We start from the raw sequence: 12602 nt of genomic DNA, 5'->3' as shown, positions 1-12602 counted from the left end.
GCTGTTCGCTACCGTCGATTCATGGGACGAGACGATGCACTGAACCGATGGTGGTCCGAGCTGACGACCGAGCAGCAGGAAGCCGCCCGCAAGATGCACGTGGGCGAGTCGATGCCGAGCGACATGCTGCGGACCCTGACTCATGCAGGCATCCCGCAGGCTGCCGCTTGGTGGCCTGCGAGCGAGTCAGGTCCGACGTTCACCGTGCCTGCCGAGGTCGCTGAGTTCGTGGCCGAGCGCGACGATCAGTAGGTGCATGGTCATGCAAGGCGCGGACCCGCTGCCGCGGGATAGGGCTGTGGCGAAACCCCCCCAAAGAAGCCGACACCGCGTTGTTTCCGCCCACGCCCCATAGCCCGCCGTCGACGTGACGGCGAGCTGTAGTCAGACCTGACGACGGCCGTGCACTGCCATGCCGTCAGGCGGTCTGAGCCGGTTCTCAGACCTGGGTGTCATCACCGGGGGCGCATCGTTTGAGTTCGCGGCTGAGGCCCTTTCCAGCGCCGCGCAGGCCGGGTGGCCCTGGCAGGCACACGGGCCCGTGAGAGACCGTGTGCGAGCCGGAGAGACCCGACGGGGGGCTAGGTCAGCGGGCGTCCTCGATGATCCGGGCAGCCTCGACGAGCGCGGCACCGAGGGCGCTGGCTTGGGCAGGCGTGAGACCCGCCTCGACGTCATCGGGCAGGTGAACGGTGACGTCCTCACCCGGCTCGAGGCACAGGCCGAGCACGACGTCACCGACGGTGACCTCACCGACGTGCGTCCCCGGCTCGAGGGCTGGGTGGCTGCTGCACCACGCGGGGCAGGTGAGCGCGTCGATTTGGGTCACGAAGTCCGAAACGCGCACGCCGAGCAGGTCGCACGCGTCGGCGAGCTCGTCCACCGTCGGATTGTCGGAGACCTCGACGTCATGGCCGGCACGACGCAGGGACGCGCGCAGGTGACCGGCGACCTGCTGGGTGAAGGCGACTGCCTGCGTGAGGTTCATCGGGTCACCTCGAGGAAGACGACGAGCGAGACGACCACGAGCAGGCCGAGAAGACCGAGGTTCTGTGCTGCGGCCGTTGCCGCGGGTAGGGTGAACATGCGCGAGACCTCCACGTCTGGCGTCATGCCCCCGAGTGTTAGCGCACTGCGGGGGCGCTCACGTCTCGACGGTTGTCTCGACGTAGGCCCCCGCTGTCACTCACCTGATGGCAGGTAGTTGGCAACCGTTGGGGCCGTGGTTGCAGTAGCCGCCGGGGTTCTTGTGCAGGTACTGCTGGTGGTAGTCCTCGGCATACCAGAAGGTGCCGGCCTCGCTCGCGGGACGCATCTCGGTGACGACCGGCGGCAGGTTGTGCCGCCGCAGCTCCTCGCCGAAGGCCGCGGCCGTCGCCTCGACGGCCGCGCGCTGCTCGTCGGTGGTCCAGTAGATCGCCGAGCGGTACTGCGTGCCGACGTCGTTGCCCTGGCGGTCCGCCGTCGTCGGGTCGTGGTTCTCCCAGAAGGCCTTGAGCAGCAGCTCCGGCCGCGTGCGCTCGGGGTCGTAGGCCACGAGGACGCTCTCGGTGTGACCGGTCAGGCCGGTGCACGTCTCCTCGTAGGTCGGGTGGGGAGTGAAGCCGCCCATGTAACCGGCCGCCGTCGTCACGACGCCCGGCAGCTGCCACATGATCCGCTCCGCGCCCCAGAAGCAGCCCATCGCGATGTGGAGCACCTCGGTGCCCTCGGGCCACGGACCCTCGAGGGGTGTCCCGAGCACCGCGTGCGTCGTCGGCACGGTGAAGGGGCGCTCCGGGCGGCCCGGCAGGGCACTCTCGGCGGTGGGCATGGGCGGGATCGCACGACCGAACATGCCCACATCCTCCCACCCGCACCTGAGGGGAGTCCTCCCCATTGGGGGCGCACGCCGGGACTGCCTAGGGTGGTCCCGACAGCGAAGGGAGGCCGGCGCGTGCGGCACATCAGCCATGGGGCGGACGTCGAGCAGCTCGACGACACCGCCGTGGCCCTGCGACGGCAGGGCGAGAGCATCGCCGCCGTCGGCGACCGCGGGGCCGTCCTGCTCCAGCGTCTGCGGGCCCTCTGGGAGGGGCCCGACTTCGAGAAGTTCGCGAAGGACTGGCGGATCGCGCACCGCAGCCTCGACGACGCCGAGGGTGCGCTGCGACAGCAGAGCCGACGGCTCGCCGACGAGGCAGAGACCCAGCGCCGCGCCTCCGGCATCTTCACCGGGGGCGGCAGTGGTCGCGGGCGAGGCCACTCCGGTGACAGCGGGCTCGCCTTCGAGCGCTCCACCCCGGTGGTCCCGGCCCCGCTGCGCATCCACCCGATCGCCGTGCCCCCGGGGCTGGTCGATGACGGCGAGATCCTCGACCCGACGTCGCCGGGCGGCTCGCGCTTCGAGCCGCCGGCGCGGGTCGAGCCGTTGCCGGCCTTCCGTCGCTCCGACCTCCCCGTCGAGCCGCCGGCGCGGGTCGAGCCGCTGCCTGCGGAGAACAACGGCGCCTTCCTCCGCTCCGACGTCCCCCTCGACCCGCGGGACGTCGACCGGGCGCAGCTGCCGGACGACTGGCGCGACCCGGGCCGGTGGCTGCCGCCGCTGCCCTGACCACGACATGACGAAGGGGAGGTCCCGACCGGCTGGTCGGGACCTCCCCTTCGTGCGGAGCCCTGTGGCGTCAGGCCTGGTAGGGCTTCGCCGACAGGATCTTGACCTCGATGGTCTTGCCGTTGGGGGCGTCGTAGGTGGCGGTCTCGCCGACCTTCTTGCCGTTGATCGCGCCGCCGAGCGGGGACTGCTCGGAGTAGACGTCGATGCTGTCGCTGCCGTCGGCGATCTCGCGGGAGCCGAGGAGGAAGGTCTCCTCGTCGCCGAAGAGCTCGACGGTGACGACCATGCCGGGCTCGACGACACCGTCGTCCGGCGGGGCCTCGCCGACGATGGCGGTGTCGAGGATCTGCTTGAGCTGGCGGATGCGGGCCTCCATCTTGCCCTGCTCCTCCTTGGCGGCGTGGTAGCCACCGTTCTCCTTGAGGTCGCCCTCCTCGCGGGCGGCCTCGATGCGCTTGGCGATCTCGACGCGACCCGGGCCCGAGAGCTCACGCAGCTCGGCCTGGAGTCGCTCGTACGCCTCCTCGGTCAGGTACGACGCGGTGGACGCGGTCTGGGTCACGGATCTCTCCTTGCTGTGTAGCCGTGCAGGATCTGCTTCGACCCCCACGGACGGTGAACCGAGGTGCCCCGGATCGTCCGGTGATGCACAAAGGTCTGGACCGATCGGTCCAGACCCACGGTTGCGGTAAAGGACCAGTGTACCGCCAAGTCGACGCAGATGCAGGTGTCAGTCCACCGCGGTGCAACCCTGGACGGTGGCCGTCACGGCCCGCGTCGTCGTGCGCACCGCGGCCCGCACGCGGGTGGTCCGCTCGTCGGCCGCGGGCACGGCCTGCTCCTTGGTCCCGACCCGCCCGTACTGGCCGTCCATCGCCGTGATCGTGCACGAGAGCGCCGTGCCCTCGGGCCGGGTGACCTCGAAGATCATGACGATCTGGCGCTCGCTCGTGCGCTCGAAGCCGATGTCGGTCGTCGTCACGGCGCCCCGCGTGCTCGAGACGCCGAACCACACCGTGAGCAGCGTCGCGACGACGACGAAGACGATCCCGATGACCCACCAGCGCCGCTGTCCCCGTGCGGGGTTGGCCTCGGCGCTGGCCTCCTCCTGCTCCGGGTCCCAGGCCGGCTGGCTCTCGGGGGAGGCGGTGGTCATGACGGCTCCTGCGGACGAAGGGGGTGGCGCCGGCTGTCGTCGGACCAGTCGGTGCGCGGTGAGAGGATGGGTCCATTGTCCGTGACTCCAGACCGCGCCGGCACACCGGCCCGCGCGGCGCACCTCCCCGGGAGGACCCCAGCAGTGGAAGCACTCAGGCTCATGGCCGTGCACGCGCACCCCGACGACGAGTCGAGCAAGGGCGCGGCGACGACTGCCCGCTATGTCCACGACGGCGCCGAGGTGCTCGTCGTGACGTGCACGGGTGGTGAGCGCGGCGACGTGCTCAACCCCAGGCTCAAGGACGACCCGCACATCCAGCGCGACATCGTCGAGGTGCGCCGCCAGGAGATGGCCCGCGCCCAGGCGGCGCTCGGCGTGCAGCACACCTGGCTCGGCTTCGTCGACTCCGGCCTGCCCGAGGGCGACCCGCTGCCGGCCCTGCCCGACGGGTGCTTCTACCGCGAGCCGCTCGACGTCGCGACCGAGGCGCTCGTGCGCGAGATCCGTCGGTTCCGCCCGCACGTGATCACGACCTATGACGAGAACGGCGGCTACCCGCACCCCGACCACGTGATGACCAACCGGGTGAGCGTCGCGGCCTTCGAGGCGGCCGGAGACCCCGAGGCCTTCCCGCACGCGGGGGAGCCGTGGCAGCCGCTCAAGCTCTACTACATCGGCGGCTTCAGCCTCGACCGGATCCACGCCTTCCACGAGGCGCTCGTGGCGAAGGGGCAGGAGTCCCCCTTCGTCGACTGGATCAAGCGCGCCGAGGGGCGCCCGCAGCGCACCCTCACCACGTGGGTGCAGTGCTCCGACTTCTTCGACGCCCGCGACGAGGCGTTGCGCTCGCACGCGACGCAGATCGACCCCGACGGCTTCTTCTTCGCCGTGCCCAACGACGTGCAGGCCGACCTGTGGCCCACCGAGGAGTACGAGCTGGCGATCAGCCTCGTCGAGACCTCGCTGCCCGAGGACGACCTCTTCGCGGGGGTGCCGGCGAGCCTCGCCGAGGCCGACGCCCTGGCCACCCGCAACGACCTGACCGCGGTGCACGACACCCGGACCGCCCCGACCGTGAGGGAGTGGGAGTGAACACCCCGAGCACCGAGGTCGGCCCCGGCTGGTGGGCCTTCGTCGCCTTCTTCGTCCTGGCGCTCGCGCTGTGGCTGCTCATGCGCAGCATGTTCACCCGGCTGCGGCGGATCAACCTCGCCGAGCGTGACCGGGCCGAGGAGGCCCGGCGTCGGGCGGAGGAGACGAAGGCGACGCGCGCGGCCGACGGGTCCGACGAGGGGGAGGCCGACGCGGAGGCCGACCCGTCAGGAGTTGGCGATCGGCCCGAAGAGGGCGAGCGTCGCGGCGACGAAGTGTGAGATGAAGGCCAGCACCGTCAGCGCGTGGAAGATCTCGTGGAAGCCGAACCACCGCGGTGACGGGTTGGGCCGCTTGAGGCCGTAGACGACGGCGCCGGCGGTGTAGAGCGCGCCACCCGCGACGACGAAGGCGAGGATCGTCCAGCCGCCGTGGGTCAGCAGCGGCTTGATGTAGAAGACGGCGACCCAGCCGAGGGCGACGTAGACCGGCACGTAGAGCCAGCGCGGTGCGCCGACCCACAGCACGCGGAAGAGCACGCCGATGATCGCGCCGCTCCAGACGATGACGAGCAGCGTGATCGCCTGGGTGCGCGGCAGCATCAGCGCGAAGGGGGTGTAGCTCCCGGCGATGATGAGGAAGATGTTGGCGTGGTCCCACCGGCGCAGCGCGCCGGCGAGGCGCCCGCCCCAGCGCCCGCGGTGGTAGACCGCGGAGGTGCCGAAGAGCAGGCCGGCGGTGATGGTGAAGACCATCGCGGCGATGCGCCCGCCCTGGGTCGGCGCCATCGAGGTGAGGACGAGGCCGCCGACGAGGGCGAGGGGAGCGGTCACGAGATGGAGCCATCCGCGCAGGTGCGGCTTGACCGCTTCGACGAAGGCGTCGACGTGCTCGCCGACGTCGTCGGCGAGCTCCTTGATCTCCGCGCGGGGTGAATCCATGACGACGACGGTAACCTACGCAGCCGTAGGTTGACCATGCCGCGACCCCCGCGAGAGCGCCCCTGTGAGGGGGCACACGCACCGGCGGTAGGTTGGGCGCGACGATCCGCGCCAGGAAGGGACCCGCGAGTGCGCAACCCGCTGTACACCGCCTACGAGCGCCGCCTCGTGGCCCAGCTCGACGCGGCCTCGGTGCCGCGCCACGTCGGGATGATCGTCGACGGCAACCGGCGCTTCGCCAAGGCCCGCGGCGGCAACGCCGACGACGGCCATCGTGCCGGCGCGGCCAATGTCGGCAGCTTCCTCGAGTGGTGCGAGGACGCTGGTGTCGAGGTCGTCACGCTGTGGCTGCTGTCGACCGACAACCTCACCCGCCCGCCGCAGGAGCTCGACAAGCTGCTGCGGATCATCGAGGGGCTCGTCGCCGACCTCGCCGCCGCCGGGCGCTGGCAGCTGCACGCGGCCGGGGCGCTCGACATGCTCCCGGTCCAGACCGCGGCCGCGCTGCGTCGCGCCGAGGAGGAGACCGCCGAGGTCGAGGGGCTGATCGTCAACGTCGCCGTGGGCTATGGCGGGCGCCAGGAGATCGCCGACGCCGTCCGCTCCCTGCTGCGCACCCGTGCCGCCGAGGGCGCGAGCCTGGCCGACGTGGCCGACGAGCTGACCGTCGAGGACATCAGCGCGCACCTCTACACCAAGGGCCAGCCCGACCCCGACCTCGTCATCCGCACGTCGGGGGAGCAGCGCCTGTCCGGCTTCCTGCTGTGGCAGTCCGCGCACAGCGAGTACTACTTCTGCGAGGTCTACTGGCCCGAGTTCCGCCGGGTCGACTTCCTGCGCGCGCTGCGCGCCTACGCGGACCGGCACCGCCGCTTCGGCGCCTGACCTCCCCTTCGGCCGCCTGCCAGCTCCGCAGGACCCAGGGTTTTGCAGGGTTACCTCGGGCCAACTCCGTAGGACCCTAGGGTTTTGCAGGGTTACCTCGGGCCAACTCCGCAGAACCCTAGGGTTGTGCAGGGTTGGGGCGAAGGGGGAGAAGTGGCGCGTGGGGCAGGTGTGACGGACGTGGGTTTCCGGCGCGTGAACTTCTCCGTCCGCGCCCCCGACACGCCCCGGACGTGCACGGTCGTGCGTCGGCGCGGTCGTACGTTGACCGTGACGGGTTGCAGACCGCAACGCGTTCGGGAGGCCTCAGGTATGGAGCTGCTGCTCAGCAGGAGGGGCCGGACCCGGCCCCGGCTCACGCCACCGGCCCGGTCCCGGCACCAGCACGGAGAGTAGGCGCGCACGCGCCGGCCGGCGCTGCGCCCAGGAGGAGCCCGACGTGGACGACCTGATCACCCAGACCGTCACCCCCTCTGCCGCGCAGCCGGACGGCGCGCCCGACCCCGTGGAGCTCCCGCCGCGCGACGAAGGTCCTCGCACCTACGTCCTGGACACCTCGGTCCTGCTGTCCGACCCGCGGGCGATGCTGCGCTTCAAGGAGCACGAGGTCGTCCTGCCGGTCGTCGTCGTCACCGAGCTCGAGGGCAAGCGGCACCACCCCGAGCTGGGCTACTTCGCCCGCACCGCGCTGCGCCTGCTCGACGACCTGCGGATCAGCGCCGGTCGTCTCGATGCTCCCGTCCCGGTCGGCGACGACGGCGGCACCCTGCGCGTCGAGCTCAACCACACCGATCCGATGTCGCTGCCCTCCGGGTTTCGCCTGGGAGACAACGACACCCGCATCCTCGCGGTCGCCAAGAACCTCTCCCTCGAGGGTGCCGACGTCACCGTCGTGTCCAAGGACCTGCCGATGCGGGTCAAGGCCTCGGCCGTGGGCATCGACGCCCAGGAGTACCGCCACGAGCAGAGCCGTTCCGACTCCGGGTGGACCGGCATGGCCGAGCTCGACATGAGCGCCGAGGAGGTCGACACCCTCTACGAGACCGGTCGCGTCGAGCACCTCGCCGCCGCCGAGCTGCCCTGCCACACGGGGCTGAAGATCCTCTCGCCCAAGGGAAGCGCCCTCGGTCGGGTCGGCGCCGACAAGCAGGTGCGGCTCGTGCGCGGCGACCGCGACGCCTTCGGCCTGCACGGTCGCTCCGCCGAGCAGCGGATCGCGCTCGACCTGCTCCTCGACCCCGACGTCGGCATCGTCAGCCTCGGCGGGCGGGCCGGCACCGGCAAGAGCGCCCTGGCGATGTGCGCGGGCCTCGAGGCGGTCATGGAGCGGCGCCAGCACCGCAAGGTCGTCGTCTTCCGCCCGCTCTACGCCGTCGGTGGCCAGGAGCTGGGCTACCTGCCCGGCAGCGAGCAGGAAAAGATGGGCCCGTGGGCGCAGGCGGTGCACGACACCCTCGGCGCGCTCGTGTCGAAGGAGGTCGTCGACGAGATCATCGACCGCGAGATGCTCGAGGTCCTGCCGCTGACCCACATCCGCGGCCGCAGCCTCCACGACGCCTTCGTCATCGTCGACGAGGCGCAGAGCCTCGAGCGCAACGTCCTGCTCACCGTGATGTCCCGCATGGGGCAGAACTCCAAGATCGTGCTCACCCACGACGTCGCCCAGCGCGACAACCTGCGGGTCGGTCGCCACGACGGTGTCGCGGCGGTCATCGAGACGCTCAAGGGGCACCCGCTCTTCTCCCACGTGACCCTCACCCGCAGCGAGCGCAGCCCGATCGCGGCGCTCGTCACGGACCTGCTCGAGGGCCTCGACGTCTGACCCCCCTTCGCGCTGGAGCCGGGGTGTGATCCACACCCCGGCTTTTGCGCGCTCACGAGAGCATCGGCTAAGGTCTCGAAAAGATAACGGCCGGGTCGATCCCCTGACGACGTCGGCACGCGTGCAGCCACTCCTCGTGAGTGGCTGTTTCATGGAAGGAGCTGGTGTCGTGAAGTCGACCGACTACACGCCCAGGCACGGCGCCGCACGCGCCGAGAGCAAGGGCGCCCGACTGCGCGCCGCCGTTCGCCGTCCCGTCGTGGGCGGGGCCCTCGCGGTGGCCATGCTCGGCTCGGTCGGCGCGACCGTCGCCCTCGGCGACCCGTCTCACGACGCCGCGGCCCAGGCCGTCGCCGAGACGACCTCGTCGGCGCCGGCCGTTGACGCCGTGACGGCCGACACCACGCGCCTGGCGGACGACCGCCGCGAGACCAACGTCTCCCGCAGCGCCTCCCGTGAGCAGGACCGCCTCTCGACGGCCGCCGCGAAGAAGAAGGCCGAGGCCCAGAAGGCCGCCAAGGCCAAGGCCGAGGCGAAGAAGAAGGCCGAGGCCAAGCGCAAGGCCGCTGCGGACAAGAAGGCCGCCGCGGAGCGCAAGGCCGAGGAGGAGGAGGCCAAGCCGGTCAGCGAGCGCGAGTTCACCGACGACGAGATCGCCGCGATCCAGGCCGACCCTGCCCCCTACGGCAAGGAGCTCGCCGCCGAGTACGGCTGGGGCGACGACCAGTGGTCCTGCCTCGTCAGCCTGTGGATCGGCGAGAGCAACTGGGACTACAGTGCGACCAACTCCTCGTCCGGCGCCTACGGCATCCCGCAGTCGCTGCCCGCGAGCAAGATGGCCTCCGCCGGCCCCGACTGGAAGACCAACCCGGTCACCCAGATGGAGTGGGGCATGGACTACATCAAGACCTCCTACGGCGACCCCTGCGGCGCCAAGGCCTTCTGGGACAGCAACGACCCGCACTGGTACTGAGCCACCCAGCACGAAGCCCCCGCGACCACGAGGTCGCGGGGGCTTCGTCGTTGGCTGGATGGCGCCGGACGAAAGAAGATGTCGGCGCCCGCCGAAGTCCTTCGTTCATCGATGGCCGGCGGTTGTCGTGACTGACTTCGGCTTGATGTGCGCCGACACCATCTTTCGCCCGTCGCTGTCGCCGCCGACGTCACCATCACCCCGCCGGACCGGCAATGGGTGCGTGACCACGCGGGCTCGGTGGCCCGGCGGCGCTAGAGCTTGCGCAGGCGGATGCGACGGACCTGGTGGTCCGCCCCCTTCGTCAGGACGAGGGTGGCGCGGCCACGGGTCGGCAGGACGTTGTCGAGCAGGTTGGGCTCGTTGATCGTCTCGAAGATGTGCAGGGCGCGGGCGCGGGCCTGCTCGTCGGTGAGCCCGGCGTAGCGGTGGAAGTAGGACGCGGGGTCGGCGAAGGCGGTCTTGCGCAGGCGCAGGAAGCGCTCGACGTACCACTGCCGGATGTCGGCGATGTTGGCGTCGACGTAGACGGAGAAGTCGAAGAAGTCGCTGACGGCCAGGCCGGTGCGCCCGTCGCTGCGGATGCCCGGCGGCTGCAGGACGTTGAGCCCCTCGACGATGAGCACGTCGGGCTGGCGCACGACGATGCGCTCGTCGGGGACGATGTCGTAGGTCAGGTGCGAGTACACCGGGGCGGTGACCTCGGGCTGGCCCGCCTTGATCGCGGAGACGAAGCGCAGCAGCGCCCGCCGGTCGTAGGCCTCGGGGAAGCCTTTGCGCTGGAGCAGGCCACGCCGCTCCAGCTCGGCATTGGGCAGCAGGAAGCCGTCGGTCGTCACGAGCTCGACCTTGGGCGTGTCCGGCCAGCGCTGCATCAGCTCGCGCAGGATGCGGGCGGTCGTCGACTTGCCGACGGCCACGGAGCCTGCGACCCCGATGACGAAGGGGGCCTTGGGCGGGCGTTCGCCGAGGAAGGTCGAGGTGATCCGGTGCAGCCGGGTTGTCGCGGAGACGTAGAAGGTCAGCAGGCGCGAGAGCGGCAGGTAGACCTCCTGGACCTCCTCGAGGTCGATCGGGTCGCTCAGGCCGCGCAGGCGGGCGAGGTCGCTCTCGTCGAGGTTGAGGGGGTGGTTCTCGCGCAGGTGTGCCCAGGCCTGGCGGTCGAGCTCGACGAAGGGGGAGGGCAAGCTCGTCGTGGCGGCGGTGGACACGCACCCCATTGTGTCCCACCTTTTCAGCAGACGGTCACCGGGCGGTTAGCCTGTCCGCCATGTGCGGAATCGTTGGTTACGTCGGCCCCGATGCGGGCGCGCGCCCCCTGGACGTCGTCATGGAGGGCCTGGCCCGCCTCGAGTACCGGGGCTACGACTCGGCGGGTGTCGCCCTCGTCGCCGGTGACGAGGTCTTCACCGAGAAGCGGGCGGGCAAGCTCGAGAACCTGCGCTCGGCCCTCGAGGGCGAGACCGTGCCCGCGGCCGCGACGGCCATCGGTCACACCCGCTGGGCCACCCACGGCGGCCCGACGGACGAAAATGCCCACCCCCACCGCGGTGGCCGGGACGGCAAGCTCGCCGTCGTCCACAACGGCATCGTCGAGAACTTCCACGCCCTCAAGCAGGAGCTGCTCGCGCAGGGCATCGAGTTCACCTCCGAGACCGACACCGAGGTCGCCGCGCAGCTGCTCGCCGCGGCCTTCGCCGAGTCGGGCGACCTCACCGAGGCGATGCGCTCGGTCGTCAACCGCCTCGAGGGCGCCTTCACCCTCCTCGCCGTCCACGCCGACGCCCCGGACACCGTCGTCGCCGCCCGTCGCAACAGCCCGCTCGTCGTGGGTCTGGGCGAGGGCGAGAACTTCCTCGGCTCCGACGTCGCCGCCTTCATCGGCTACACCAAGCAGGCCGTCGAGCTCGACCAGGACCAGATCGTCACGATCACCCCGACCTCGCACACGGTGATGAACTTCGACGGCACGCCCGCCGAGGGCAAGCCCTACGAGGTGACCTGGGATGCCGCCGCTGCCGAGAAGGGCGGCTACGACACCTTCATGGAGAAGGAGATCAACGACCAGCCGCACGCGGTCGGCGACACCCTCCTCGGGCGCACCGACGCCCACGGCCGTCTCGTCCTCGACGAGCTGCGCATCGACGAGGACCAGCTCAAGCAGGTCGACCGGATCACCATCGTCGCCTGCGGCACCGCCGCCTACGCCGGCATGGTCGCGAAGTACGCCATCGAGCACTGGACCCGCATCCCGGTCGAGGTCTCCCTCGCGCACGAGTTCCGCTACTGCGACCCGATCGTCTCCGAGCGCACCCTCGTCGTCTCGATCAGCCAGTCCGGCGAGACCGCCGACACGGCGATGGCCGTGCGCCACGCCCGCTCGCTGGGCGCGCTCACCGTCTCGGTGTGCAACACGCACGGTGCGACGATCCCGCGCGAGTCCGACGCCGTGCTCTACACGCACGCCGGCCCGGAGATCGCCGTCGCCTCGACGAAGGCCTTCCTCGCGCAGATCACCGCCTGCTACGTCTTGGGCCTCTACCTCGCGCAGCTGCGCGGCGAGACCTACGCCGACGACGCCAAGGCCGTCATGGCCGAGCTGCACGAGGTCCCGGCCAAGATCGAGGCCCTGCTCGGCACGATGGGCCGGGTCGAGGAGATCGCCCGCTTCATGGCCGACACCCGCTCGGTCCTCTTCCTCGGCCGCAACGTGGGGTACCCGATCGCCATGGAGGGCGCGCTCAAGCTCAAGGAGCTCGCCTACATCCACGCCGAGGGCTTCGCCGCGGGCGAGCTCAAGCACGGCCCGATCGCGCTCATCGAGCCCGGTCAGCCGGTCTTCATCGTCGTCCCCGGCCCGGACACCCCCAACGACCTGCACAAGAAGGTCGTCTCCAACATCCAGGAGATCCGCGCCCGCGGTGCCCGCACGCTCGTCATCGCCCAGGAGGGTGACGACGAGGTGCTGCCCTTCGCCGACGAGGTGATCCGGGTGCCGCACACCTCGCCGCTGCTCCAGCCGCTGCTCACCGTCGTGCCGCTGCAGGTCTTCGCCCTGCACCTGTCGACGGCCAAGGGGCTGGACGTCGACCAGCCGCGCAACCTCGCCAAGTCCGTCACGGTCGAGTGACCTC

General features: G+C 70.9%; 15 protein-coding genes. 8 read left to right on the top strand and 7 right to left on the bottom strand.

Translation table 11 applies throughout. The features are described 5' to 3' along the window. Positions 1-21 precede the first annotated feature (21 nt). Positions 22-252 carry a hypothetical protein gene (locus tag ACQBJO_RS12885; RefSeq protein ID WP_421007618.1) on the top strand — a complete coding sequence of 77 codons (231 nt, stop codon included), beginning with the start codon at positions 22-24 and terminating at the stop codon, positions 250-252. A gap of 334 nt (positions 253-586) precedes the next feature. On the opposite strand, the gene ACQBJO_RS12880 is transcribed toward ACQBJO_RS12885, so the two are convergent. The 3 genes from ACQBJO_RS12880 to msrA all read right to left on the bottom strand — a co-directional run bounded on the left by ACQBJO_RS12880 (position 587) and on the right by msrA (position 1837). Next, complete coding sequence (locus ACQBJO_RS12880) at positions 587-988, bottom strand: hypothetical protein (protein ID WP_421007617.1); 402 nt, start codon at positions 986-988, stop codon at positions 587-589. Continuing rightward, the gene (locus ACQBJO_RS12875) at positions 985-1113 is read right to left on the bottom strand and encodes a hypothetical protein (protein WP_421007616.1); all 129 of its coding nucleotides are present in this window, start codon (positions 1111-1113) and stop codon (positions 985-987) included. Before ACQBJO_RS12875 ends, ACQBJO_RS12880 begins: the two co-directional genes overlap by 4 nt. 73 nt (positions 1114-1186) lie before the next feature. Beyond that, complete coding sequence (gene msrA, locus ACQBJO_RS12870) at positions 1187-1837, bottom strand: peptide-methionine (S)-S-oxide reductase MsrA (protein WP_421007615.1); 651 nt, start codon at positions 1835-1837, stop codon at positions 1187-1189. Between the two features lie 99 nt (positions 1838-1936). Here msrA and ACQBJO_RS12865 point away from each other — a divergent pair, with 99 nt between their 5' ends. Continuing rightward, positions 1937-2593, top strand: coding sequence for a WXG100 family type VII secretion target (locus tag ACQBJO_RS12865; protein ID WP_421007614.1), 657 nt, complete (start codon positions 1937-1939; stop codon positions 2591-2593). Positions 2594-2663: 70 nt separating this feature from the next. Here the strand turns inward: ACQBJO_RS12865 and greA are convergent, their stop codons facing one another. Beyond that, a complete protein-coding gene (greA, locus tag ACQBJO_RS12860; protein WP_421007613.1) occupies positions 2664-3158 on the bottom strand; it encodes a transcription elongation factor GreA in 495 nt (164 codons plus the stop codon). Positions 3159-3326: 168 nt separating this feature from the next. After that, positions 3327-3752, bottom strand: a complete 426-nt coding sequence (locus ACQBJO_RS12855; protein ID WP_255184197.1) for a DUF4307 domain-containing protein — start codon at positions 3750-3752, stop codon at positions 3327-3329. A gap of 162 nt (positions 3753-3914) precedes the next feature. Here ACQBJO_RS12855 and mca point away from each other — a divergent pair, with 162 nt between their 5' ends. Both mca and ACQBJO_RS12845 read left to right on the top strand, forming a co-directional pair. Next, positions 3915-4847 carry a mycothiol conjugate amidase Mca gene (gene mca / locus ACQBJO_RS12850; protein WP_421007635.1) on the top strand — a complete coding sequence of 311 codons (933 nt, stop codon included), beginning with the start codon at positions 3915-3917 and terminating at the stop codon, positions 4845-4847. Next, entirely contained in the window at positions 4844-5128 is a 285-nt protein-coding gene (locus tag ACQBJO_RS12845) for a hypothetical protein (protein WP_255184196.1), read from the top strand. The genes mca and ACQBJO_RS12845 overlap by 4 nt, the downstream gene beginning before the upstream one ends. Here the strand turns inward: ACQBJO_RS12845 and trhA are convergent. Next, on the bottom strand, positions 5075-5788 hold the full coding sequence (gene trhA / locus ACQBJO_RS12840) for a PAQR family membrane homeostasis protein TrhA (protein WP_255184195.1): 714 nt from the start codon (positions 5786-5788) through the stop codon (positions 5075-5077). The two genes, ACQBJO_RS12845 and trhA, sit on opposite strands and share 54 nt — an antisense overlap. Positions 5789-5917: 129 nt before the next feature. On the opposite strand from trhA, the gene ACQBJO_RS12835 reads away from it, so the two are divergent. The 3 genes from ACQBJO_RS12835 to ACQBJO_RS12825 all read left to right on the top strand — a co-directional run bounded on the left by ACQBJO_RS12835 (position 5918) and on the right by ACQBJO_RS12825 (position 9468). Further along, positions 5918-6673, top strand: coding sequence for an isoprenyl transferase (locus tag ACQBJO_RS12835; RefSeq protein WP_255184194.1), 756 nt, complete (start codon positions 5918-5920; stop codon positions 6671-6673). Between the two features lie 583 nt (positions 6674-7256). After that, positions 7257-8495 (top strand): PhoH family protein, encoded by a 1239-nt coding sequence (locus ACQBJO_RS12830; protein WP_421007634.1) that lies wholly within the window; start codon positions 7257-7259, stop codon positions 8493-8495. A 169-nt stretch (positions 8496-8664) separates the two neighbouring features. After that, positions 8665-9468, top strand: coding sequence for a hypothetical protein (locus ACQBJO_RS12825; RefSeq protein WP_421007612.1), 804 nt, complete (start codon positions 8665-8667; stop codon positions 9466-9468). Between the two features lie 254 nt (positions 9469-9722). Here the strand turns inward: ACQBJO_RS12825 and coaA are convergent, their stop codons facing one another. Then, on the bottom strand, positions 9723-10688 hold the full coding sequence (gene coaA, locus ACQBJO_RS12820) for a type I pantothenate kinase (RefSeq protein ID WP_255184192.1): 966 nt from the start codon (positions 10686-10688) through the stop codon (positions 9723-9725). Between the two features lie 50 nt (positions 10689-10738). On the opposite strand from coaA, the gene glmS reads away from it, so the two are divergent. Next, positions 10739-12598 carry a glutamine--fructose-6-phosphate transaminase (isomerizing) gene (gene glmS / locus ACQBJO_RS12815; protein ID WP_421007611.1) on the top strand — a complete coding sequence of 620 codons (1860 nt, stop codon included), beginning with the start codon at positions 10739-10741 and terminating at the stop codon, positions 12596-12598. The last annotated feature ends 4 nt before the right edge of the window (positions 12599-12602 follow it).

Origin of the sequence: Janibacter zhangyanbonis, assembly GCF_050507325.1 — a bacterium.
Classification (GTDB): domain Bacteria; phylum Actinomycetota; class Actinomycetes; order Actinomycetales; family Dermatophilaceae; genus Janibacter.
The sequence above is the reverse complement of the archived record's forward strand: the minus strand, read 5'-3'. Positions and strand labels throughout refer to the sequence as shown.